Consider the following 24,365-nt stretch of genomic DNA (forward strand, 5'->3'; position numbering starts at 1 on the left):
GCTTGGAGTCCGGGTCCCGGCAACACAAGGCGAAGGGGCGGGAACGGATCGTTGCATCGCAGTCGCTTGATGCGACCGGATTCCATTATTTCACGTATATTCAATAGCTAACGCAACTTAGCTAAGGCGGAACATCACGGTGGCGCAAGCGTCGGCTGCATCCCGGAAAAAGAAAGCCCCACTGAGCTCCAGCGCTGCGAAATCGCCGTCGCCAGGGCGCCAGCGGCTGATGCGGGACATTGCGATGATCCTGATCGCGCCGGTCCTGCTGTACCTGGTCGCCAGCCTTTTCACCTATTCGCCGACCGACCCGGGCTGGTCGCAGTCGGTCAGCGTGACCGCTCCGACCAGCAACGTGGGCGGCTATTTCGGCGCGTGGACGGCGAGTGTGTTGCTCGCCCTGTGCGGCTACGTGGCGTTCCTGTTGCCGGTGATGCTCGGTCTGGTCGCCTGGATCGCGCTGTTCGGAATGGATACCGACGGCGACGGCGAAGCCGACCTCGGTCCCGCGCTTCGCCTGGTGGGCATCGTCGGCTTCCTGGTCTCGGCGACCGGATTGCTGCAGCTGCGCATCGGCCCGGTGGCGGACTTTTCGGCCGGCGCCGGCGGCATCCTCGGCAAGCTCGTGGGGGACTCGCTGTACAAGGGCTTCGGGCCGGTCGGCGGCAACATGTTCCTGCTGGCGTTGCTGCTGGTCTCGGTGACCCTGGCTACCGGCATTTCCTGGTTGGCGGTCATGGACCGCATCGGGCAGGGCGTGATGCGCCTGGGGCCGGTGCTGGGCGGTTTGTTCCGGCGTGGCACGAAGCAAGCCAGCGAGTGGCAGCACACCCGGGCGCTGCGCGAGGAGCGCGAGGAGGTCCGCAAGGTCGACACGGAATTGCGGGCAAAACGGGCGCCGGTCAGGATCGAGCCACCCGCACCGGCGGCGGTGGAGCGCAGCGACCGCGCCCACCGCGAGCAGCAGATCCCGCTGCTCAATGTCGGCGATGGCAGTGGCATACCGCCTTTGTCGCTGCTGGATGATCCGAAGCCGCAGCCCAAGGGTTACAACTCCGAGACGCTGGAGACCCTGTCGCGGCAGATCGAGTTCAAGCTCAAGGATTTCCGCATCGACGCCACCGTGGTCGGCGCCTATCCGGGTCCGGTCATCACCCGCTTCGAGATCGAGCCGGCGCCCGGGATCAAGGTCAGCCAGATCAGTTCGCTGGACAAGGATATCGCCCGCGGCCTGTCGGTGAAGGCGGTCCGCGTGGTCGATGTGATTCCGGGCAAGGCGGTGATCGGCCTGGAAACGCCGAACGACAAGCGCGAGATGATCTACCTCTCCGAGCTGCTGCGTTCGAAGGAATACGACAAGTCCTCCAGTCCGCTGACGATCGCGCTGGGCAAGGACATCGGTGGTCGTCCGACGGTGGCGGACCTGGCGCGCATGCCGCACCTGCTGGTCGCCGGAACCACCGGCTCGGGCAAGTCGGTCGGCGTCAACGCGATGGTGTTGAGCCTGCTCTACAAGGCATCGGCGAAAGACGTGCGGATGCTGATGATCGACCCCAAGATGCTGGAACTCTCGGTCTACGAGGGCATTCCGCACCTGCTGGCGCCGGTGGTCACCGACATGAAGGAGGCGGCCAACGCGCTGCGCTGGTGCGTGGCGGAGATGGAGCGCCGCTACAAGCTGATGAGCGCGGTCGGCGTGCGCAACCTGGCCGGCTTCAACAAGAAGGTGCGCGACGCGATCGACGCCGGCCAGCCGATGAGCGATCCGCTGTTCAAACCGAATCCGGAGATCGACGAGGCCGCGCCACTACTGGAACCGCTGCCGTTCATCGTGATCTTCATCGACGAATTCGCCGACATGATGATGATCGTCGGCAAGAAGGTCGAGGAACTCATCGCCCGCCTGGCACAGAAGTCCCGCGCCGCCGGGATCCACCTGATTCTTGCGACCCAGCGGCCGTCGGTGGACGTCATCACCGGGCTGATCAAGGCCAACATCCCGACCCGGATCGCCTTCCAGGTGTCGAGCAAGATCGACTCGCGGACCATCCTCGACCAGTCCGGCGCGGAGACGCTGCTGGGCAACGGCGACATGCTGTACCTGCCGCCGGGCACCGCAATGCCCGAGCGTGTGCATGGTGCGTTCGTCTCCGACGACGAAGTGCATCGCGTGGTCGAGTTCCTCAAGCAGACCGGTGGTGGCCCCGATTACATCACTGGCGTGCTCGAGGACGTCCAGACCATGGGCGATGGGGTAGTGGTAGGACCGGGTGGCCTGCCGGAAACCGTCAGCAGCGGCGACGAATCCGACCCGCTGTACGACGAGGCGGTCCGCGTGGTCACCGAGACGAGGAGGGCGTCGATCTCCGGCGTGCAGCGGCGTCTCAAGATCGGCTACAACCGCGCCGCGCGCCTCGTCGAGGCCATGGAGGCAGCCGGGATTGTCAGTCCCCAGGAACACAACGGCGACCGCAGCGTGCTGGCGCCACCGCCGCCTCGGGACTGAATGGCGACGCATGATGTGGCGTACCCGTTCAGCTTGATTCGCACACACTTGACGTCCGTTGGACAGCAATGTTGATGCAACCGGAGATCGACCTATGAACCCGATGATTCGCTGGGGTACCGGATTGCTGCTGGGCGCGTTCGTCGCCGGCAGCGCGCTCGCGGGCGCACGCGATGATCTCTCGCAATTTACCAAGGGCCTGACCGGGCTGGATGGCACCTTCACCCAGCAGGTGTATGACGCGGGTGGCAAGCTCAAGGAGACCTCCACCGGCCAGGTGCAGCTCTCGGTGCCGCATCTGTTCCGCTGGGAGTATGTCAAACCCTATCCGCAGCTGATCGTCGCCGATGGCAAAAAGGTGTGGATCTTTGATCCCGACCTGGAGCAGGTAACCGTGCGCAATCAGGGGGCGGAGGAGCAGAGCAGCCCGCTTTCCGCGTTGTTTGAGCCGGCCAAGCTGGACCAGCGATTCGTGGTCAAGGAAACCGGCAAGGCGGACGGCCTGGACTGGCTGAGCCTGGCGCCCAAAACCGACGAAGAGGCCAGCTTCCGCACCGCGCGCCTTGGCTTTGCCGGCGCGAAGCTGGTGCGCATGGAGGTCGAAGACGCGGTCGGTCAACGTACCCGCATCGAATTCGCCCAGTGGAAACGCAATCCCGACTTTGCCGCTTCCACGTTCAGATACACGCCGCCCAAGGGCGTTGACGTGATTGGCGAACGCTGATCACGCTCGCCGCTTGCCCAGATCGCGCGCCGCCGGTACCGATGCGTCCCTGACGCCTGATCTGCTGAGCGTGGACAACAGTGCGCTGCGGCCGCTTGCCGAGCGCATGCGGCCGGAATCGCTGGACGAGATGGTCGGCCAGCGACGCCTGCTCGCACCCGAGTCGGCGCTGCGCCGCGCGGTGGAATCCGGCCACGCCCACTCGATGATCCTGTGGGGGCCGCCGGGCTGTGGCAAAACCACCTTCGCCCTGCTGCTGGCCCAATACACGGATGCCGAGTTCCGGGCAATTTCGGCGGTACTTTCCGGCTTGCCGGAAGTGCGCAAGGTGCTGGCAGAGGCGGCGCAGCGTTTTGCCGAAGGGCGGCGCACCGTGCTGTTCGTCGACGAGGTGCATCGGTTCAACAAGACCCAGCAGGACGCGTTCCTGCCACACATCGAGCGCGGCACAATCCTGTTTGTTGGTGCGACGACCGAGAATCCCTCGTTCGAACTGAATTCAGCGCTGCTGTCACGCTGCCGCGTGCATGTCATGGATGCGGTTTCGGCCGATGACATCGCGATCGCACTTCGCCGCGCGCTTGATGACAACGTGCGCGGATTGGGCGGCCAGGACCTGGCCGTCACCGACGAGGCACTGCTGCAGATTGCCGGCGCCGCGGATGGCGATGTACGGCGCGGACTGACGCTGCTGGAGATCGCCGCCGAACTCGCGCTGGGCGAGGAGGGCGAGATCACCCCGGCGACGCTGGTGCAGGTCCTCGCCGACCGGACCCGCCGCTTCGACAAGGGTGGCGAGCAGTTCTACGACCAGATCTCCGCCCTGCACAAGTCGGTGCGTAGCTCCAACCCCGACGCCGCGCTGTACTGGTTCGCGCGGATGATGGACGGCGGTTGCGATCCGGCCTACCTTGCGCGCCGGCTGACGCGGATGGCGACCGAGGACATCGGGCTGGCCGATCCGCGCGCCCAGCAGATGGCGATCGACGCGTGGGATACCTACGACCGGCTTGGCAGCCCGGAAGGCGATCTGGCCCTGGCTCAACTGGTCATCTATCTGGCCAGCACCGCCAAGTCCAATGCTACCTACACGGCGTGGAACGCCGCCCGCCGGGACGTGCGCGAGCACGGTACGCAGGAGGTGCCGATGCATCTGCGCAACGCGCCAACCAAACTGATGAAGGAACTGGGCTACGCGAAAGGCTATCAGTACGATCATGACTCGGCCGACGGCATCGCACTGGAGCAGACCGGGTTTCCTGACGCGATGGGTGAGCAGGTCTACTACCGACCGGTGGAGCGGGGCATGGAGATCAAGCTGAAGGAAAAGATCGACCGGATCCGAGCCGCGCGCCAGGCGGCGGCAAAGCGCAGGTAGCGCGCCCCGGCCCGGCGCATCGACGCATGTCGCGGGTGGCGAACGCCAGCAATGCTCGTCCGCGGCGACCTCAGCTTGCGGTCACAAGCGGGAGACATGCGGGTTGTCGGGCACGTACCATCGCCACGGCAGGTCCGTCGCCCGCGAAATCCCGATGCGCGTCGTTACCACGGGATCGGGTGGGGGAGGGACGCCGTCGTCCACCAGTCGAAAAGGCCCGTCGACCAGATCGGTTCCATCGTCATCGCCGGTTATGCCAAGCGCCTGCGCAAGCCTTGCCGGACCGCGGCACAGGTCCAGGTCGCGACGCGCCTTGCTGCGGGCTTCCCGCATCCTTTGCAGTCCGGCGACTGGCTCCAGCGCCCTGATCAGCACCGCGGTGCCTTCGCCGTCGCTCCCGCACACGACGTTCGCGCACCAGTGGATGCCGTAGCTGAGGTAGACATACAGGAGCCCGGGCGGTCCGAACATCGTCGCGTTCCGCTGCGTCTTGCCCCGGTGCGAATGCGACGCGGGATCGTCAGAGCCGGTATAGGCCTCGACCTCGACAATCCGGCCGGTCCGGCCGTCGGAGGCCACCAGCAATTTATTCAGCAGCACGGGCCCGAGCTCGGTCGCGGCCCGCTGGTAGAAGCTTGCTGGAAGGGTGCTTTTCAACGTGGGAAAAGGATTCGTTTGCGGTCTTCCTCAGTCCTCCGTGATCGGCTCGCCTGCGATCCGCGCCTGGCGACCGACACTGCTCAGAAGGTTCATCGCCACCAGGAGCCCGCGTCGGGCGTCCTCGTTACGGTTGAACTCCCGGATGCCCTGCCACAGCGTTGGCGGCGTCTCCACGCGGCCTGCCTCTGCGGCGGAATGGCGGGTGATGTTGCTCAGGTTCCAGGCGCCGGCAACCACTTCCTCGTAGCCCTTCATCATCTTCTGCACCATCGCGTCGTCGGCCATGTCGACGACGTCCGACACCGCCGACAACAGGTCCACGACGTTGTGCAGACGTTTGCCCTGCAACAGCGGGGCCAGCTTGGCGACGATGTCGGAGATGCCTTGCAGCGTTGCCTGATCATTCAACTCGGGAGACTGGCGTGCCAGATCCGCGAGCGAGCCCATCGGCTGGGCCTGTGCTTCCATTTCGTTACTCATGTTTGCTCCTCCTCAGACCAGGCCGCGGGCGACGGACCAGTACACGCCACGGTTGAATGCCTTGCGCATCAGTCCGCCGACCTTCGTCGCGGGGGTGGGTTGAACATCCTTGTCGTAGTCGTACCAGAGCGGCATTCCTGCCTCCAGGCCCATCTGCGCGACCGCCTGGACCTTGCCGTCGTATTCGGCGACGGTGTGACCCAAGCGGATCAGGCCAGCGATGTTGTCGCAGATCACCGGCGCCTGGTTGTGACAGCTGCCTCCTGCCTTGCTGATTGGCAGGTCGACCGTGTCGCCCATGGGGAACACGTTGGGGAACCCGTCCATCTGCATCGTCAGGCGATCGGTGGGCAACCAGCCTTCATTGTTCGGTGCCTCCGATACGCCGGAGTTGAGGACGGCATCGACCGCGCGGATCGGCGGCGTCTGCATCAGGATGTCAAAGGGCTCCTCGCCACCTTCCTCGGAATAGGCGACCTTGGCGTCCGGATCCACCCGGTTGAGGGTGAAGCCGCGTTTGTACTCGATTCCCTTGGATTCGAACACGCCCGGCAGCACCTCGCCGACGTCCTTTTGCAGGAACAGGCAGTTGCGCAGCAGCTGCGAGATCGTGGGGTAGGTGTAGACGATCTCGACCTGATCGCGAACGCCACGTTTCCGCAGCAGGTCGTCCAGCATGAGCGTGGTCTCCATCGGCGCGATGCCGCACTGATGGGGCACGTTTGGCGTCTGCGGAAAGGTCACGCCAATGAAGATGCGCCCCTTCTCGATCGTGCGCAGCTTGTTGTACAGCTTGAGCGCCGGATCGTGCTGGTAGAAATGGTCTCCGCCTTCCACCAGACCCTCGATGCGCTCGGGGGAGGGGATGCAGCCGGTGGATACCACCAGGTAATCGTAGCTGTGGTCGGCGCCGGACCTGGTGCGCAACCTGCTGTCCTTGAAGTCGAACGCAGTGACTTCATCGAGGATGAAATTGACTTCGGGACGCAGCAGCGATGCCTGCCTGCGACGCAATTCGTTCTTGTAGAACATGCCGAACGCGACGTACATGAAGGCGGGCTTGTAGTAGTGCCAAGGACTGTTGGAAATCAGGGATACGCGGACTTCGCCGCGCTGGATCTCCGGATAGAGTTTGGCGACAAGGCTGTTGGCGGTCATGGTGCCGCCGATCCCTCCGCCGATCACGAAAATATCTTTTTTCACACGGACTCTCCTTCAGTTGCGCCGCCGCCTTGGGCGTTTTCGTTGGCAAACAGCTTCTGAAACGCCACGAATGGAAGCAAAATCGCTCCATGGCGGGCGGTGTGCGGCTTGGCGGCGGCGAAAATCTCGACTTCAGGCCAGTCGAGTGGGGCATCGGGTTCGGATGAACCGGAAAGTAGTTGCTCAAGCTGGGTCTGGACACGGGCCAGGCCTTCGGCGTCCATACCGATTGCGCGTTGCGCTGCAATCGCGGTGGATGCCTGTCCGAGCGAGCATGCGCGGACACGGTAGCCCACGTCGGTAACACGGCCGTCAACGATCTCGGCATCCAGCGTGAGTTTGCTGCCGCAGACTTCGCTGTAGACATCGACCGAACGCGCAGGCGGCACCTGCAGGCGTTTGTCTTTTCGTACCTGCGGCACGTACTTCTTGAGTGCTTCGTAGAGCGATTCCATGGAGGAACCGTCAACTTGCGTGGTGATATCTCGTCTCCTGGATTCACTCCAGTCACCGTAGCACGGTGGGGGAAACGAGCAGTGAGCGGTTCTCCGGATCGGGTGTTCCTGGATGGGGCGGGGCGGCCGTCCGGCCACGCCTGCCCTGATCGCCTGCGGGTATTCGGCGATTCCTTATCCGATGGGTTGCATGTCCTGACGCTCCAGAGCCTTCTTCACACCTTCGTCAGCTTCCATGTCGGCCCGGTGCTTCCTCAATGCGGGGTAATCGTCGATGGAGAGCGGTGTCTGTTCCAGCCAGCGGGTGAGCACGTACAGAAACGCGTCCGCGAACGACCTGACGCCTCCCAGATACCAGTTACCTCCGTGCGCTTTCATGTCCTCGTTCAGGCGCGTGTAGTGCACGTTGAGCTTCTCGTAGGTCTTCTGCTTGACCTCGTCTTTCGCCGTTTCACTGTCCGCGAGGTTGCCGGGGCCAAAATGACCCCCATAAGTCGCGTGAACCTCGGATGTCATGTAGGACAACGCTTCGGCTTCCTTGCGGCCAATTTGGCTGTCACGGGCAAACTTCCCCTTGCCGTAGGTCGATCCGAGCCAGGCCAGGATCGCCGACGCTTCAGTCAGGACATCGCCGTCCTCGAAGCGCACCGCAGGGACCTTACCTTTTGGATTGATCTCCAGATAGGCGTCCTTCTTGTGGTCGCCGTAGGCCATGTTGTGGATGTCGACCGGTGCATCAAGCCAGGCGATGGCGATGTTGGGCGCAAGCGAGCAGGTACCGGGCATGGTGTAGAGGGTGGGCATTCTGGAATCTCCGTAGAAGTGAATGGCTGGTCGATCTGCTACTTCGCATAATGCATATTATGTACAAACTCCAATGTCATCCTTGTGTGACTTCGACTCGCTTCAACCTGATCAAGCGCGGGTCGTCGGCGAAATCCACCAACATCGTCCGAACGCGTTCCTGCCAGCCTTCTGCAAACGCGCGCTTCTGCGAGTCGCTCGCCACGTCCTGCATGATTCCAATCAGCAAACCACGCTGGTTCGGGTTTCCGGGTACCGGGGAAGTGTCGAGTTCCGCGATCACCATCTCGCCGGTATCCCGGCGGCGGAAAGTCACTGCGCCCGACTCGGGATGTTCGGCGAAGGTCAACAGGCCGTTGCGCGCATAGCTTCCACCGATTCCCTTGAATCCGTTCTCCGCTGCCGCTCCCGTCAGCAGCGTGAGCACCTGCGCCATGACTCCCGTGGTGCCGTGACCAGCAGGAGCGCCCATCGAGACCTCTATCTGCCCACGTTCGGCGCGACCTTCGGGATAAAGCGCCTGCATCGCGGCACGGCCCATGAGGAACGAGCCGGCGACGGTTGGACAGGAATGCCCGGAAAAACGCACGGCATCGGCGTAGACATAGTCAAAACACCCGTCACTGGGGGCACCGAGGAGTTTGGCGAGCGGATCGAAGGCTTTCACTACGGGAGCCTGCTCGAAAAAGGCCGGAAAGATCACGTCTGACTCCGATGGAATGGTTATCACTACGCTAACCATTCGGGCCGTTGCTTCACGTGACGCAGATCAAGCTCCACGCGCGAGTCGTCCCCGCGACCGATCCGGCCGAGAGACTTCCGGGTACTCTGATCCGCCGCTGAGCACATCGCGGACGAGGCTAGCGACGTCGCGGAAAGCCAAACCAGCGTGGGACGCGTTGTCTGTACTGCGCGAACAACGTCCCGAAGCGCGCCGCCAGATGCCTCTCTTCGCGTTTTATCGCGAGCTGGTTCACCAACACGGCCGCAACCAGTGCGGTAACCAGTAGCCACGGCGAGTGCAGCGCCAACGCCAGACCGAGCAGCAACAGCGTGTTGCCGAGATAAATGGGGTTGCGTGACAGGGCGAAAACCCCGTTTGTCACCAAGTGTCCCGCAGCACGATGGGGCAGGATGTTCGTCCGTGCCCGGTGCATGGTGAGCATGGCTGCAAGGTCAAAGCCAAGCCCCGTCGCCGCGACCAGGATACCGGTGACACGAGTCCAACGCCCTGCCCCGGCCAGCATTTCTCCGGTGGGCAATACCGCTTCCAATACCCAGGCTGCCAACACCGCGCCCACCGCCAGGATGGGCGGCCAGGGAATCCGGTTGGGGCGCTGCCTGATGTCGTCGTTCATCATCATTTCTCTGGCGCATTGCGATGTGTGATCGCGTCCACTGCGGAGCGTGCATTGGCGGGTGCCTGCAGATCGGATTGACCTTCCCACCCGCCTCCCAACGCCTTGAACAAGGCTACCAATGCGACTGCGGCGGATGTGTGCGTGCGGGCGTATGCGTCTTCGGCATCCCGAAGATTGCGCTCTTCGGCCAGTTGCTCGGCAAGGGCGATGTCGCCGGCGCGGTAGCGGTCTTGTGCGTGCCCGTAGCTGCGGCGCGCTGCTTCTACCGCCCTGCTCCGACGCTCAACCGCTTCCAGGCCGAGCCGGTAATTGGCAAGCGCCCGCTCAGCGTCGCCGAGTGCGGCCAGCACTGTCTGCTCGTAGGCGACTGCGGCCTGGGTCTGCCGCGCTTCGCTGGCGCGGATCTCGGCGCGCACCCGACCACCATCCAGCACGCGCCATGAGATCAGCGGCATGACCGAAAACGTCTGGCTGGTCGATGCGAGCAGGTTGTCGGCGTCCAGTGCCTGAAAGCCGCCGCTGGCCCCAATGGAAATCTTGGGGAACAACTCGGCAGTAGCAACCCCGATGTCGGCGGTGCGAGCGGCGAGTCGTCGTTCGGCGGCCAGGACGTCGGGGCGGCGGCGCAGGATGTCCGCTCGCTCGCCCAGCGGTATCGGAACCAACACGATCGCATCTGCGGTGGTTTCGAGCAGCGCAAGTTCGCGCTCCGGTGGCTGGGCGAGCAGGACGCCCAGCTCCAACGCTGCGCTGCGCAATTGCGCCTCGATTCCGGGAATTCCAGCTTCCGCAGCCGCAACGCGTGCGTCGACCGCGTCGACTTCCGCCTGTGCCGCATCGCCCGCCTCGAGCCGCATCTCCACCAGGTCACGTGTAAGCGTCAAAGCAGTCACAGAACCCGTGCGCGCCGCAAGCTCCCGCTGCGCGCCCCGCAACGACAGGTAGCTGCGCGCAACTTCGGCGGCGATGCTGATGCGCACGCCGACCGCCTCTGCCTGCGCAGCCTGGACAACCGCATCCGCGCTTTGCAGCGCCCGCCGGGTCCGACCGAACAGGTCGATTTCCCAACCGGCGTCGAACCCGGCGTCGTAGATGGTCTGGTCGCGCTCGACGCCGGGAATGGAAGCGATCGGCAGAGGCCCGTTCGCGCTTTGCCGGCGACGCATCACGCTGCCGTCAATTTCAACGACGGGCGCATGTCCGCCGGCGGCCCGGTCGCGTAGCGCACGCGCTTCGTCGATCTGTGCCTGTGCCTGCTGCAGGTCCAGGTTGTTCGCCAGGGCCGCCTCCGCAAGTCGCGTGAGATCGGGATCGCCCAACGTGGCCCACCACGTCGAATTATTGAACTCTGCAACGTTGGAATCAGCGGGCTGGCTCCATCCCGAGCCGGTATCGACGGGCGGTGGGTCGCGGTACTCCGGCCCGACCGCGCAGCCGCCGGACGCGAGAGCGGCCAGAACCAGTGCAGCGAGCACTCCGCAACGGGAACCGGTGTTTGAGCGCTTCATGTCAGACCTCTCATTGCGTCGTGCATGTGCGTCACTGCAGACGACTGCGTACGAGTACGGCGGCCGCGGTCAACGTCACCAACGCGATGACCGCGAGCGGCCAGGTATTGGCGAGGATGTCGGAGGCCGGCATGGCCTTCAGGAACGAGCCTTCCACGATGACCAGGAAGTGGGTGAGCGGAATGGCCTGGGCCATCCATTGCAGTGCGATGGGCATGTTCTCCACCGGCGTGGCGAAACCCGACATCAGCACCGCGGGTACACCGATTGCAAACGCTCCGAGGATGGCCTGCTGCTGGGTCGCCGAAACCGAGGAGACCATCAGGCCAATACCGACCACCGACAGGATGAACAACAGCAGGCTCGGCAGGAGCAGCCAGAACGAACCCGTAAACGGCACCCGGAACAGAAATGCAGCCGCCCCGATCATCATCAGGCCAAGCACGGTGCCGATTGCGAGTGCGGGCACCGCCTTGGCGATGATGATCTCCGCCGTGGTGGTCGGCGATACCAGCAGTTGATCGAACGTTCCCAGCTCGCGTTCGCGGGCGATCGACAGCGATGTGATCATCAACGCACTGAAAAAAACCAGGATCCCCGACAGTGCCGGGACTACAAACCAGCGATAGACCAGGTTGGGGTTGAACCAGTGCCGCACGACTGCCGGGGACGCTGGCCAGGATTGCCCCCTCGCCGTGCTGCCGACGTCTGCCGCGATGGCATTGAGGTAGCCCAACGCGATCTGGCCGGCATTGCTGCGACGTCCGTCCACGATCACCTGCACTTCTCCAGTGCGGCCAGCGGCGATGTCGCGTGAGAATTCGGGTCCGATGTGGATCGCAGCAATCACCTTCCTGCGATCGACGAGTTCCTGCAGTTCGTCCGGATTGTGCACGGTATAGAGGCGGTCGACGAAGTGCGCGGCGCCGATGCGTGCCTGGAGCTCGTGCGACCACCGTCCCGCATCGTGGTTGTATACGGCAATGTTGGCGTTGCGCACTTCCAGTGTGGTGGCGAAGGTGAAGACCAGCAGTTGCAGCAGTGGCGGCGCGAACACGATCATGCGGCTGCGCGGGTCGCGCAGGATACTGAGCAACTCCTTGACGATCTGCGCCCGTAGACGCGGACTGATGAAGCTGTCCAACAGGCCGGCCATCCACGGGGAGCGCATCGATCAGGCCTCCAGGTTCTTGCTCGTCTTGTGCTTCGCGATGGCGAAGAAGACGGCGCCAATGGCAGCCATCGCCCCCAGGTTCGGCAGGAACACCGACCACACATCGCCCGCCAGGAACACGGTCTGCAGCGAAGACACGAAGTAGCGCGCGGGGATCAGGTATGTGATCAGCTGGATCGGCAGCGGCATCGCGTCGATCTCGAACAGGAACCCCGAGAGCAGGAACGACGGCAGGAAGCCGGAAAAAAGCGCGACCTGCGATGCGAGGAACTGGTTCCGGGTCACCACCGAGATCAGCAGTCCCTGCCCCAGCGCAGGAATCAGGAACACTGCCGACAATGTCATCAATGCAAGCAGCGACCCGCGCAAAGGCACGTCGAACGCAAACGTCGCCAACGCGGCTGACGCCAGCGTGGCGATCATGCCCATCGTGAAATACGGCGCCAGCTTGCCGATCAGGATCTCCATCACCGACGCGGGCGTGGAGAGGATCGCCTCCATCGTCCCCCGCTCCCACTCACGTGCGACGACGAGCGCGGTCAGCATGGTGCCTATGATCGTCATCACGATGGCGATGGCGCCCGGGACGAGCGCACGACGGCTTTCCAGCTCGGCGTTGAACCAGAAGCGCGGATCCAGTGAAATCGCGGGCACCGGTGCCGATCCGGCGCGACCCGCGCCCCAGGTCTGCACAACTCCCTGGGCATAATTGGCGACGAAATTGGCTGTATTGGGCTGCGAGCCGTCAGTGATGACCTGCACCAGCGGCTGCGAGCCCGGCGAAGCCAGACGGCGCTCGAAATCCTGCGGGATCACCACGAAGCCGCGCAACTTGCCGGAAACGAGCTGATCCGCGACTTCACGACGGTCGCGTGCCGGGGTCATCTTCAGGTAGCGGGTGCCGGCAAAGGCCGCTGCGAGTGATTGCGCGGCCGCGGTATCGGACTCGAGCACTACTCCAATGCGCACCTCGCGCACATCCAGCGATACCGCGTAGGCGAACAGGAACAGCAGCACCACCGGCATCACGAAGGCGATGAGGATCGTGGACGGGTCCCGAATCGCCTGCAGGCTTTCCTTCCGGATCAGCGCGGCCAGTCGACGCCCGTCGAATCTGCGCCCGCTTCGCTCGTCATCGGGTCGGGTTTGGGGGCCGTCGTATGCCGGCGCATCGATGGAATCGCTGCTCACGCCGCCTCCGCGGCAGTGCGAGCCCCGTCTTGCAGCTCGGCGGATTCAACCAGGTGGATGAATGCGTCTTCCATCGTCGGATCGGGGCGCTCGTCGCACCGCGCTCCCCGTTTCAGCCCGTCAGGTGTGTCGAGTGCGATCAGCCGGGCGCGATACATCATCGCGACGCGATCGCAGTACTCGGCCTCATCCATGAAATGGGTGGTCACCATCACGGTAACTCCCTTGCGCGCGAGCCCATTGATGTGGGTCCAGAACTCGCGCCGCGTGATCGGATCAACACCCGAAGTGGGTTCATCGAGAAAAAGCACAGGCGGGCGGTGCATCAGCGCACAGGCCAGCGCGAGCCGTTGCTTGAAGCCCAACGGCAGGGATTCGGGCGACGTCGACAGGTATTGACCGAGATCGAAGGTCTCGATCATCTCGTCGATGCGCTCGCGCCTGAACGCTCGCTCCAGCCCGTAGACGCCCGCGGAGAATTCCAGGTTCTGGCGCACCGACAGCAGCCCGTAAAGCGAGAACTTCTGCGCCATGTAGCCGAGCTGGCTTTTGGCCGCACCGGTTGCGTGACGAAGATCGTTCCCCACGACGTGCGCCTGCCCTGCCGTGGGTTTCAGCAAGCCACAAAGCATCTTGAACGTGGTGGACTTGCCCGCACCGTTGGGTCCCAGCAGGCCGAATATTTCGCCCTTGCGTACCTCGAAGCTGACACTGTCTGTCGCGGTGAAGTCGCCAAAGCGCTTGGTCAGATCCTTGCAGGACACGGCGATGTCGGAATCAAGTTCCACCGTATCAAAGCGATCGGCGAGCGCCGACGTCCCGCCCGGCCCGCCGCCCAGCAGGTCGATGAAGGCATCCTCGAAACGCGCCTTTACCGGTTCAAGGCTTGCCCCCACATCGGCGGCCAGCGCTTTGAGTTCATTGCCGCCGGCACCCTGCCGCAGCACCACCCGCACTGCATCGCCCTGGAGCACGCCATCGCTCACGCTGGCCAGATCCAGTGCGCGTGAAAGGATGGCGCGACGTTCGGCGCCGACGTGCTCCATGCGGAAACTTCGCCCCTGCAGCCGGTCGCTCAGCTCCTGCGGCGCACCGTCGAACTCGAGCTTCCCCTCGTTGAGCAGCAGCACGCTCTGGCAACGCTCGGCCTCGTCCAGATACGCGGTCGACCAGATCACCGCCATGCCATCATCGGTGAGTGCCTGCACCATTCGCCACAGATCCTGCCGGCTGACCGGATCGACGCCCACGCTCGGCTCGTCCAGCAGCAGCACCCGGGGTTTCGCCATCAGCGCGCAAGCCAGTCCCAGCTTCTGTTTCATGCCGCCCGATAGCTTGCCGGCGAGGCGTTGGGTAAACGGTCCGAGCCGGGTGAAGTCGAGCAGGCTTTCGAAGATCCGGTCGTGCAGGCCGGCGCCCATGCCGCGCAGGCGCGCATACAGGCGCATGTTCTCGATTACCGACAGGTCTTCGTAGAGACCGACGCGCTGCGGCATATAGCCACTGGCGACGTGGATCGCATCGTTGTCGTCAACCACGTCAAAGCCGGCCAGCGTCACGGCCCCGCCATCTGGCACCAACAGCCCGGCCATGATCCGCATCAGCGTTGTCTTGCCGGCGCCGTCCGGTCCGACCAGCCCGGTGAGGCGCCCATAGTGGATTTGCGCGCTGAAACCCCGCAGTGCCTCGACATCGCCGAAGCGCTTGGCGACGTTGTGGATCTCCACGGCGGCGGCGCTCCCGAGGCGTTGTCGTCGAACGTGGTTGGCGTCGGCCGAAGTCACCTCATGGCTCCGGAGATTCCTGCGTACCGGCTGGATCGTTCCCAACCACCACCGTTACCGGCATGCCTTGCCGAAGGCCTTCATCCGCATCGGCGACCACCACCCGCAAGCGGTAGACGAGGTCGGTCCGCAGGTCGGCGGTTTCCACGGACTTCGGGGTGAACTCGGCACGGGGCGAGATGAAGCCGATCTGACCGCGGTAGGCTTTCTCCGACGAGTCGGTGTGGACGCGGACCTGGGTCCCCGGCGCCACCAGCCCCAACTGTGGCTCGCTGACGTAGGCGCGGACATACACCGGATCGCGCAGGCTAAGGCTGTAAACCGTGCTGGTGCTTGCGACCATGCTGCCGGGCTCACGCACGCGCGAAAGTACTGTCGCGTCGCTTGGCGCAACCAGCTGAGTGTCATCGAGAGCCGTAAGGGCCTGTGCCAAGGCGGCTTCGGCGGCGGCCACCCGCGCCTGCCCTGCGGTGACGTCCTCGCTGCGGAATCCCTCACTGGTCAGGGACAGGGCGGACTTGGCCGAGGCGAGTGCGGCGGCGGCCTGCTCGCGCGCGTTCCTTGCCGCATCGACAGTGCGTTGACTGCTGGCGCCCGAGGGCAGGAGCCGCTCTTGGCGTCGGAAATTGAGCTGCGCCTCGTCGAAGCCGGACTGCGCCTGAGTGACGGCCTGCTTCGCCTGGGCAACTTCCTGCGGGCGGCTGCCACTGCGCAGCTTGGCCAGCTCCGCCTGGGAGGCATCAAGCTCGGCCTGTACAGCGGCCAGGGAGTGCTCGTAGGGGCCCGCATCGATCGTGGCCATGACATCGCCTGCCGCGACCGCGTCGCCCTCATCGAAATGCATGCGCGAGATGCGTCCCGGTTGCCGGAAGGCCAGTTCCACCTCGCGGATATCGACGTTGCCGTAGAGGCGCAACGCGTCGCCATCGTCCCGATCACGCACCAGCCACCATGCCAGGCCCGCGACCAGTATTACCGCGAGCACCAGCAGAACCCGCCGTGCCCTGCCGAAGGGAGTCCTGCGGGGCTCAGTCGTCATGGCGTGCCTCGATACCGCGGCGGTAAATCGTGAACGACCCGGGCGCATCGCGGCGCATTTGCTCAACGTCCCCCGCCAGCAGGGATTGCATGATCAGCCCTTGGATCGAACCAATAAACAGCGTCGCCGCCGCATCGGTGTCCAGCGTGGACAACAGTTCGCCCTGTGCCTTGCCCTCCTCCACCTTGGCCCGCAGGCGAGTGCGGTAACCGGACATCAGGACCTGGACCATCTTCTTTGCCCCTGTCGTGCCGGATCGCTGGAGCTCGCCGAACATCATGCGCGGGACCCCCGGATGCTCCGCGACGAAATCAACGTGGGCCAGGAACATTGCGCGCATTGCCCCAAGCGGCGAGTCGATGCCCGTGGCGGCCCGGTCGATAACCGTCAGCAACCGCTCGGCGACCCATTCCATGACGGCCTGCCAGATCGCCTCCTTGCTGGGAAAATGCCGGAACAGGGCGCCTTGGGTAAGCTGCATTTGCTTGGCGATCGCCGCCGTCGTGATTTCGCTGGGATTGGTGGACGCTGCCAGCGCTACCACCGCTTCCACCGTTACGGCACGACGCTCTTCGGCGGGGAGGTTCCTCGATCGCTGGGACATTTTCTGTCTGGCCTGAAAGAAAGTAATCGGTTACTATCTTATCGCAGCAGTGCGGTAACGCAACACTTCCAGAATCAACGCAAGCAGCCGGCCTGCTTTCGAGCCCCCACTCAAACCGGTGTCCCCCCGATGCGTTTGTCCGCCATGAAACCCGCCCACTGGATCTCCGTCGCGCTGGTTGCCGCTGTTGTGGTCCTTGCCTTGGTGTGGTTGCGCAGCCCTTCCCCAGCGGATTCAGGCTCCGCAGGCGCGGCCCCTGTCGCCGACGCTCAGGGCCGGATCCAGATGAATGCGGACCAGATCGAAGCCCTCGGTATCGAAACCGTGGCGGCAAAGCCGGCCAAAAACATCCCTGTTACCGGCCTTCCAGGCGAGGCCGTACCGCCGCTTGATGCAGTGACCCAGGTGACCGTGCCGTTCACGGGCGTGGTCACGCGGGTACTGGTGGATGAAGGCGAGCGCGTTCGAGCCGGGCAACCCCTGTTGCGCATGCAGAGCCGCGAGTTGATTGCCATGCAGGGCGACCACGCGCGAGCCCGCGCGGAAGCGGGGGTTTCCAGCCAGCAGGCGCGCCGCGACGCGACACTCGCCGGCGAAGGGATCATTCCTGAAGCCCGCCATGCCGAGAGCAGTGCGCGAGCCGCGGCCGCGCGCGTGACCCTGGATGAGGCGAACGCGATGATGTCCCGGCTGCGGCGCGTGCCCGGCGGACAGGCCGGCGAATACGATGTCCTCGCCCCCCAGTCCGGCCTTGTACTGCGCCGTAGTGTTTCTCCGGGAGAGGCCATGGAAGCGATGGCCCCGGCCTTCGTGCTGGTGGAGTCCGACGCCCTGGATGTCCAGTTCCATGCACCCATTTCCCTGCGCGGACAGCTGCAACCGGGACTCCCCATCAGCCTGGCCAACGGCATCGAGGGCGAAGTGGTCGCGGTGGGGGCCGACACGGACGCAGGTACGCAGACGCTACGCGTACGTGCCCATGTCGATAAGCCGGGGACGCTGGTGGCCGGGCAGCAACTGGCGGTCGCGCTTCTCCTTCCGGCGCCGGCGGATGCGGTATCGGTGCCGCAGCGCGCGCTGCAGGCTCACGGCCAGGGCGACTCTCTGTACGTGCAGGACGGGGCGACGTTCCGGGGGATGGCAGTCGAGCGTCTTGGCGGCGATGCCGAAACCGCTGTGGTGCGCTCGGCGGAGACGCTGCAACCCGGTGACATGGTCGTGCAGAAAGGCGGCAGCGTGCTGAAGTCGCTCGCACCGATCGTGGAGTAACGCCGTGCTCTACCGTCTCATCGAGTTTTCCCTGCGCCAGCGCCTGCTGGTGCTTTTGGCGGCGCTGGCGGTCTGCATTGCCGGCGCGATGGCCTTCATGCGCTTGCCCATCGACGCATTCCCCGACATCTCGCCGACGCAGGTGAAGCTGGTGCTCAAGGCGCCCGGCCTGACCCCCGAGGAAGTCGAGGCCCGCGTCATCACGCCCCTGGAGATGGAGTTGCTGGGCGTGCCCAGCGCGGTGATGTTGCGATCGGCGGCGAAGTACGCCATTGCCGACATCACGCTCGATTTTGCCGAAGGCACCGACCTTTACTGGGCCCGGCAGCAGGTGGCGGAGCGGTTTGCCAACGTGGCTCCCGACCTTCCCGAGGACGTGAGCGGCGGACTCGCACCGATTTCCACTCCGCTGTCGGACGTGTTCATGTTCACCATCGAGGGCGGCGGCCTGAACCTGCAGGAGCGCCGCAGCCTGCTGGACTGGACCATTCGCCCCGCGCTGCGCACGATACCGGGGGTCGCCGACGTGAACGTCCTGGGCGGTGAAGCCAAGAGCTTTGTCGTGGTCCCCAACCGGGGCCGGCTGACCGCCAACGGGCTGGCGTCGCAGGATCTCGTGGACGCCTTGCAACGCAACAACCGCAATGACGGTGCAGGCCGGCTGCAGTCCGGCGAATCGGCACTCATCGTTCGTGCCGAAGGCGCCCTGCAGACCGTCGGCGACATCGGCAACGTGGTGGTCAAGCCCGGTGCCCAGGCGTTGCGGATCCGGGATCTTGCCGAGGTTCGCGTGGAGGGCCTGACCCGGTACGGCGCGGTCGTCCGCGACGGCGAAGGCGAGGCCGTCCAGGGAATCGTCGTGGCGTTGCGCGGCGCCGACGCGTCGCAACTGATCAGGAATGTGGAAGCGCGGCTTGAGGAAATCCAGCCGAGCCTGCCGGCGGGCGTGGAGATCGACACCTTCTACAACCGCAGTGCCCTGATCACCCGGGCGGTCGGCACTGTCGAGCGTGCGCTGCTGGAAGCCACGGCACTGGTGGTCATCCTGCTGCTGCTTTTTCTCGGCAACCTGAGGGCGGCGGTCGTGGTCGGGCTCATACTCCCAATCGCGGCACTTTCCACGTTCCTGCTGATGTATCTCACGGGACAGAGCGCCAATCTGATGAGCCTGGGCGGCCTGGCCATCGCCGTGGGATTGCTGGTGGACGCAGCGGTGGTGGTCATCGAGAACACCGTCACCCGCCTCGACCCCGACGCGCCGGGCGCGCACCTGCCCCACCTGCATCGCGTGTTCGCCGCCACCCGCGAGGTCGCCATGCCGGTCGCTGCAGGCATGCTCATCATTTCCCTGACCTTTGTGCCGCTGCTGACCCTGCAGGGCCTGGAGGGCAAGCTTTTCGCTCCCGTGGCGCTGACCATCGTTTTTGCGCTGGGCGCCTCGCTGCTGGCGTCGCTCACCGTGATACCGGTGCTGGCCTCCTTCCTTATGAAGGAGGGTGCCCACGGTGATCCGTGGCTGGTGCGCAAGATCGACGGCATCTATCGGCCACTGCTCGACAAGGCTCTGGCCAAGCCTGCCTACGTTTTTTCGGCCAGTGCCCTCGCCCTGCTGCTGGGCGTGGTGGCCTATACCGGCACCGGCAAGAGCTTCATGCCGACCATGGATGAGGGCGACGTGCTGATCCAGTTGGTGAAATCACCCTCGATCTCGCTGGAGCGCTCACTGGAGCTTGAGCTCGCCGTGGAGAAAGCGATCATGGACGAGGTCCCGGAGGTCGCCCACATCGTTTCCCGGGTCGGCTCCGACGAGCTGGGCCTGGACCCGATGGGACTCAACGAAAGCGACATGTTCCTGGAGCTCAAACCCAAGAAGGAGTGGCGCGTGCGCGACAAGGACTGGCTGACCGGGGAACTGCGCAAGGTGCTCGCCCGCTTCCCCGGCATCGAGTACGGCTTCACCCAGCCCATCGACATGCGCGTCGCCGAAATGCTGACCGGAAGCCGTGGCGACCTGGCGGTGAAGATCTTCGGTCCCGACCTGACGGTGCTGGGCGAGCTCGCCCAACGCGTCGCGGTCCTGGTGGAGGAAACCGATGGTGCAGAAGACGTCCTGACCCAGACCACCGAAGGGGTGGATTACCTGAAAGTCGAGATCGACGCGTTGGCCGCCGGGCGACAGGGTCTTGCAGTGGCCGATGTGCAGGACGAACTGCGCGCCCAGCTTGAAGGCGTCGATGCGGGGATGGTGATCGAGCCCGATCGCAGGACGCCGATCATCGTGCGCGGCAACGACGACATCCGGCTGTCTGCAGAGCTCTTCTCGCGGATGCAGGTCAGCCTGCCGCAAGGCGGCGATGTACCGCTGTCGAGCATTGCCCGCATCGTGGGCGGCAACGGACCGGTGATGATCGATCGCGAGCACGGTTCGCGCTACGCGCTGGTGCAGGCCAACGTGGACGGACGTGACCTGGTCGGCTTTGTCGAGGAAGCGAAGGCCGCGGTGGCTCAGGAGATCCCGTTGCCGGCAGGCTATCGGCTGGAATGGGGCGGCCAGTTCGAGAACCAGCAACGCGCCGCAGCGCGTCTGGCCCTGGTGGTCCCGGCAGCGTTGGGACTGATTTTTCTGGTCCTGTTCATGACGTTCGGCTCCGCGCGACAGGCGTTGCTGGTGCTGTTCAACATCCCATTCGCACTGGTCGGCGGCATGGTGGCCCTCTGGCTTTCAGGCGAATACCTGTCGGTGCCGGCGTCGGTCGGCTTCATCGCACTGCTTGGCATCGCGGTGCTGAACGGGCTGGTGCTTGTCACCCGATTCAACCAGCTCCACGACCAGGGCCTGGACATCACCACGGTCGTGCGCGAAGGCGCATGGCGACGGGTCCGACCGGTGCTCATGACGGCAAGCATCGCCGCCTTCGGCCTGGTTCCACTGCTCCTTGCCACCGGCCCGGGCTCGGAGATACAGCGCCCGCTCGCCATCGTGGTGATCGGTGGCCTGGTCAGCGCCACCGCCCTGACCCTGCTGCTGATGCCCTTGCTGTACCGCCGCTACGGCTTGCCGCCGGTGTCCAAATCCGACAGGAGTGCAGCGCCATGAGCGACTGGATCCGACTGAACATGGTGTTCCCGCCCCGGCTTGAGACACCGCTGACCGAAGCACTGAGTTCCGACCCATCCATTCCGGGCTACACCCTTTTCCACGCCGAGGCCCATACCGGCGACTTCGCCGGCGCCTCGGATGCCGAGCGGGTCCGCGGCCGCGTGGACAGGCGCGTGTTGTGGGTGGTGATCCCCGCGGACAGGAAGGACGACGTTCTGCGCTTGATGCGCGAGCACGTGGACGCCGGCGCCCTGCGCTGGTGGACCGAAGCGGTAGTGGAAACAGGGCTGCTGGGATGAAGCGGATTGCATCAATGGCGCTCCTTTTGGCGTTGACCACGCCGATTGTGCAAGCGCAGGACTGGCTGCCCGATCCCGCTTTGGTGGAGGCCGCTATCGCCGAGCAACCTGGCGTCCGCGCAGCGATGCGCCGCACCGACGCCGCCGGAGCGCAGGCGCGTGCCCGCGCCGTGGGCCCGCACGAGTTCGAAGTGAGCGCCATTGCGCAGGAACGCAAGATCGATGTCGATGACGGGACGGAACGTTACGACGAATATGAAGCGCAACTGGGACGCGCCTTTCGATGGCCGGGCAAAGTGGCACTGGACCGCCAGATCGGCGAATACGGCATAAGCGCCAGCGAGCTCCGGCTGGACGATGCACGGCACGAAGCCGCGCGCGTATTCCTGAAGTACTGGCTGGACTGGCTGCGCGCCAGCGAACAGTCGGCGGAGGCCGCCGAGCAGTTCGAGTCGCTGAGCCGCGAGCGCACTGCGCTGGCGCGCCGGGTGCAGTTGGGCGATGCCGCGGCGAAAGATCTCGACCTGCTGGATGTTGAACTTGCCCAGGCGGACGCCACGCGACTTGCCATGAACGGAGCGCTCGTGGACGCTGAGGCTGCCATCGCACATGACTTCCCCACCCTGCCCTTGCCGGAGCGTGTCCCTGCTTTGGGCGATCCGCAGGAGTTGCCCGAGACACCGGCGGCCTGGGTGAACCGTATTGTCCAGCGCAGCCACGAAATTGGCGCGCTGGAAGCAGATGCCATGCAGGCTGACGCGCTCGCCGCTCGCAGCCGTGCGGACCGCCTGCCCGACCCCACCCTTGCCCTGCGATTGATGAATGATCGGGGGGGGGCCGAGCGCGTGGTCGGCCTCGTATTCACCATGCCCGTGGGCGGACGCCACCGCTCCGCCCTGGCCAGCGCCGACGGCGCCAGCGCCGCCGCATTGCACGGTGATGCCCAGGCGAAGCGTCGCGAGATCGAGCGCGAGGCCGAGCAGGCCGTACGCAAGGTCGAGCAGGCGCGCATGCAGTGGCTTGCCCAGCAGCGCGCCCTGAGCGCCAGCGATGGCGCCCGCAAGCGCATGCGTCGCGGCTGGGAGCTGGGCGAATTATCACTGGCGGAGTGGCTGCTCGCCGAGCGTACCCATCGGCAGATCGCCCTGGCAGAAGCCTCGGCCCGAGCCGACGCCGAGGAGGCGCGACTGGGGGTCCTGGTCGACAGCCACGAGCTTTGGCACGCCGATTAGCCGCGGTTGGCGCCTATGATGCGCTCGAATTCCAGCTCCTTCAGCAAGCCCGCATGGTCGCGATGCACGAACGCCGCGGCCAGCTCGCGTCCGCGCTTGAGGTAGCTGATGGTGCAGTCTCGCTTCGAAAGGTCGCCGTCCAGCCGGACATCGTCGAAGCCCGTCGCGTGGCCGACGTAGGACAGGCCGAACCCGTGTTGCTCGGTCCAGAAAAAGGGCACGGCGTCGTAGCGTTTCCTGCGACCCAGCATGTTCAACGCAGCGGTCTGTCCCTGGTGTTCGGCGACCACCCAGTGCTCGATGCGCACGCGTTCGCCGGTCAGCGGTCCCGGCCACAGGGCAATGTCGCCCGCGGCGTAGATTCCCGGCGCACTCGTCTGCAGATATCGGTCGACGATGACGCCACGATCGACCGCAAGCCCCGCCGCTTCGGCCAGTTCCAGCCGCGGGCACACACCGATGCCGACCACCACCAGATCGGCTTGCAGGGTCTCCTCGTTGGTCAGGATGACCTCGTCTTCGTTGATCGTGCTGGCAGTGGTTTCGAGGTGGAAAATCACCCCTTTCTTCTCGTGCAGTTGCTGCAGGAAGGCACCGAGCTCCTTCCCCAACACGTTGGCCATCAGACCGGTTTCGCGCCCGACGACGTGCACTTCGATGCCGCGCGCGCACAGGGCTGAGGCGACCTCCAGCCCGATAAAGCTGGCGCCGATGATCACCGCGGTTTTTGCGCTTCTCGCTTGCGTGAGAAGGCGGTGGCAGTCGGCGGCACTGCGCAGGTAGTGCACGTGGGGAAGGGACGCGCCCGGCACGTCCAGCTTGACCGGTTCCGCACCTGTGGCGATCAGCAACGCTTCATACGCAACGCGCTCACCGTCCGCGAGCTCCACCTCATGCTCGGCCACATGGACGCGCTCAACCCGCGTTCCCAACCGCAGGTCGATGGCGTTGTCGCGGTAGAACTGCGACGGATGCAGGTCGTTGGCGTCCTCCTTGATGTTGCCGCTGAGCACGCCCTTGGACAGGTTGGTACGGTCGTAGGGCGCGGCGTCATCGGCGCTCAGCATGGCGACCGGCCCGGTGTAACCCTCGCGTCGCAGCGTCTGGGCTGCGCACAATCCGGCCGCTCCTCCGCCGATGATGACGATCGATGCCGGCAACGCTACCGCTGTGGAATCGCGAGTGGGCTTCAGTGAAGCGCGTGGTTCTGCAGGCCGCTTTCGGGTCACGGTGGCTGTGCCTGCGGTGACCTCGACCTGGTAGCAGTCCACCGGATCGAGGGCAGGCGGGCGCGATGGCAGGCCGGTGCGCAGGTCAAAACAGGCGTGGTGCCAGGGACAGCGAACGCCGCCATCCACCACCAGCCCTTCCGCGAGCGGTCCACCCTGGTGGGTGCACACCGCACCGAGGGCGAAAAGCTCCTCGCCCTGCCGGACCAGTACGACGGGTTTGGCATCCACATGACCCAGCAGCAGCCCGCCATCGGCAATCTGGTCGATCCGCACGCCGACCGCCAGGTCGGGCCCTTCCAGCGTCTCGGTGTCGTCCGCCATCCCGGTGTCCTCTGTGTTGCCCCCCGTTTCGGTCTCACTCC

Annotated in this window: 21 protein-coding genes; 7 read left to right on the forward strand and 14 right to left on the reverse strand. The window is 65.0% G+C overall.

The window, feature by feature from the left end:
* Positions 1 to 181 precede the first annotated feature (181 nt).
* The 3 genes from INQ42_RS06420 (at position 182) to INQ42_RS06430 (ending at position 4,608) form a co-directional block, all read left to right on the forward strand.
* Positions 182 to 2,506, forward strand: a complete 2,325-nt coding sequence (locus INQ42_RS06420) for a DNA translocase FtsK (protein WP_228064483.1) — start codon at positions 182 to 184, stop codon at positions 2,504 to 2,506.
* Between the two features lie 94 nt (positions 2,507 to 2,600).
* Positions 2,601 to 3,230, forward strand: coding sequence for an outer membrane lipoprotein chaperone LolA (gene lolA / locus INQ42_RS06425; protein ID WP_194035650.1), 630 nt, complete (start codon positions 2,601 to 2,603; stop codon positions 3,228 to 3,230).
* Positions 3,231 to 3,243: 13 nt separating this feature from the next.
* Positions 3,244 to 4,608 carry a replication-associated recombination protein A gene (locus INQ42_RS06430; RefSeq protein ID WP_282435702.1) on the forward strand — a complete coding sequence of 455 codons (1,365 nt, stop codon included), beginning with the start codon at positions 3,244 to 3,246 and terminating at the stop codon, positions 4,606 to 4,608.
* Between the two features lie 81 nt (positions 4,609 to 4,689).
* On the opposite strand, the gene INQ42_RS06435 is transcribed toward INQ42_RS06430, so the two are convergent.
* The 13 genes from INQ42_RS06435 to INQ42_RS06495 all read right to left on the reverse strand — a co-directional run bounded on the left by INQ42_RS06435 (position 4,690) and on the right by INQ42_RS06495 (position 16,871).
* Positions 4,690 to 5,265, reverse strand: coding sequence for a DNA-3-methyladenine glycosylase (locus INQ42_RS06435; protein WP_194035652.1), 576 nt, complete (start codon positions 5,263 to 5,265; stop codon positions 4,690 to 4,692).
* Positions 5,266 to 5,295: 30 nt separating this feature from the next.
* Positions 5,296 to 5,748, reverse strand: a complete 453-nt coding sequence (locus tag INQ42_RS06440; protein WP_228064463.1) for a hypothetical protein — start codon at positions 5,746 to 5,748, stop codon at positions 5,296 to 5,298.
* Positions 5,749 to 5,760: 12 nt separating this feature from the next.
* The gene (locus tag INQ42_RS06445; RefSeq protein WP_194035653.1) at positions 5,761 to 6,951 is read right to left on the reverse strand and encodes an NAD(P)/FAD-dependent oxidoreductase; all 1,191 of its coding nucleotides are present in this window, start codon (positions 6,949 to 6,951) and stop codon (positions 5,761 to 5,763) included.
* Positions 6,948 to 7,406 carry an iron-sulfur cluster assembly scaffold protein gene (locus tag INQ42_RS06450; protein ID WP_194035654.1) on the reverse strand — a complete coding sequence of 153 codons (459 nt, stop codon included), beginning with the start codon at positions 7,404 to 7,406 and terminating at the stop codon, positions 6,948 to 6,950. The genes INQ42_RS06445 and INQ42_RS06450 overlap by 4 nt, the downstream gene beginning before the upstream one ends.
* 174 nt (positions 7,407 to 7,580) lie before the next feature.
* The gene (locus INQ42_RS06455) at positions 7,581 to 8,210 is read right to left on the reverse strand and encodes a glutathione S-transferase family protein (protein ID WP_194035655.1); all 630 of its coding nucleotides are present in this window, start codon (positions 8,208 to 8,210) and stop codon (positions 7,581 to 7,583) included.
* Positions 8,211 to 8,286: 76 nt separating this feature from the next.
* Positions 8,287 to 8,913, reverse strand: coding sequence for a hypothetical protein (locus INQ42_RS06460; protein ID WP_194035656.1), 627 nt, complete (start codon positions 8,911 to 8,913; stop codon positions 8,287 to 8,289).
* A gap of 157 nt (positions 8,914 to 9,070) precedes the next feature.
* Positions 9,071 to 9,568 carry a methyltransferase family protein gene (locus tag INQ42_RS06465; protein ID WP_194035657.1) on the reverse strand — a complete coding sequence of 166 codons (498 nt, stop codon included), beginning with the start codon at positions 9,566 to 9,568 and terminating at the stop codon, positions 9,071 to 9,073.
* Between the two features lie 2 nt (positions 9,569 to 9,570).
* Positions 9,571 to 11,079 carry an efflux transporter outer membrane subunit gene (locus INQ42_RS06470; protein WP_194035658.1) on the reverse strand — a complete coding sequence of 503 codons (1,509 nt, stop codon included), beginning with the start codon at positions 11,077 to 11,079 and terminating at the stop codon, positions 9,571 to 9,573.
* A gap of 31 nt (positions 11,080 to 11,110) precedes the next feature.
* Positions 11,111 to 12,235, reverse strand: coding sequence for an ABC transporter permease (locus INQ42_RS06475; protein WP_194035788.1), 1,125 nt, complete (start codon positions 12,233 to 12,235; stop codon positions 11,111 to 11,113).
* An 18-nt stretch (positions 12,236 to 12,253) separates the two neighbouring features.
* On the reverse strand, positions 12,254 to 13,429 hold the full coding sequence (locus INQ42_RS06480) for an ABC transporter permease (RefSeq protein WP_194035789.1): 1,176 nt from the start codon (positions 13,427 to 13,429) through the stop codon (positions 12,254 to 12,256).
* 11 nt (positions 13,430 to 13,440) lie between these two features.
* The gene (locus tag INQ42_RS06485) at positions 13,441 to 15,228 is read right to left on the reverse strand and encodes an ATP-binding cassette domain-containing protein (RefSeq protein WP_194033562.1); all 1,788 of its coding nucleotides are present in this window, start codon (positions 15,226 to 15,228) and stop codon (positions 13,441 to 13,443) included.
* 1 nt (position 15,229) lies between these two features.
* A complete protein-coding gene (gene hlyD / locus INQ42_RS06490; RefSeq protein WP_194033563.1) occupies positions 15,230 to 16,267 on the reverse strand; it encodes a secretion protein HlyD in 1,038 nt (345 codons plus the stop codon).
* Positions 16,257 to 16,871 carry a TetR/AcrR family transcriptional regulator gene (locus INQ42_RS06495; RefSeq protein WP_194033564.1) on the reverse strand — a complete coding sequence of 205 codons (615 nt, stop codon included), beginning with the start codon at positions 16,869 to 16,871 and terminating at the stop codon, positions 16,257 to 16,259. Before INQ42_RS06495 ends, hlyD begins: the two co-directional genes overlap by 11 nt.
* A gap of 144 nt (positions 16,872 to 17,015) precedes the next feature.
* Here INQ42_RS06495 and INQ42_RS06500 point away from each other — a divergent pair, with 144 nt between their 5' ends.
* The 4 genes from INQ42_RS06500 to INQ42_RS06515 are packed head-to-tail and all read left to right on the forward strand — an operon-like array spanning position 17,016 to position 22,771.
* Positions 17,016 to 18,140, forward strand: coding sequence for an efflux RND transporter periplasmic adaptor subunit (locus INQ42_RS06500; RefSeq protein WP_228064293.1), 1,125 nt, complete (start codon positions 17,016 to 17,018; stop codon positions 18,138 to 18,140).
* A 4-nt stretch (positions 18,141 to 18,144) separates the two neighbouring features.
* Complete coding sequence (locus INQ42_RS06505; protein ID WP_194033566.1) at positions 18,145 to 21,237, forward strand: efflux RND transporter permease subunit; 3,093 nt, start codon at positions 18,145 to 18,147, stop codon at positions 21,235 to 21,237.
* A complete protein-coding gene (locus INQ42_RS06510) occupies positions 21,234 to 21,539 on the forward strand; it encodes a DUF3240 family protein (RefSeq protein ID WP_194033567.1) in 306 nt (101 codons plus the stop codon). Before INQ42_RS06505 ends, INQ42_RS06510 begins: the two co-directional genes overlap by 4 nt.
* Positions 21,540 to 21,553: 14 nt before the next feature.
* Positions 21,554 to 22,771 carry a TolC family protein gene (locus tag INQ42_RS06515; RefSeq protein WP_194033568.1) on the forward strand — a complete coding sequence of 406 codons (1,218 nt, stop codon included), beginning with the start codon at positions 21,554 to 21,556 and terminating at the stop codon, positions 22,769 to 22,771.
* Here the strand turns inward: INQ42_RS06515 and INQ42_RS06520 are convergent.
* Positions 22,768 to 24,324 (reverse strand): FAD-dependent oxidoreductase, encoded by a 1,557-nt coding sequence (locus INQ42_RS06520; RefSeq protein WP_194033569.1) that lies wholly within the window; start codon positions 24,322 to 24,324, stop codon positions 22,768 to 22,770. The genes INQ42_RS06515 and INQ42_RS06520 overlap by 4 nt on opposite strands.
* Positions 24,325 to 24,365: the final 41 nt, after the last annotated feature.

Origin of the sequence: Lysobacter avium (assembly GCF_015209745.1) — a bacterium.
GTDB lineage: Bacteria > Pseudomonadota > Gammaproteobacteria > Xanthomonadales > Xanthomonadaceae > Novilysobacter > Novilysobacter avium.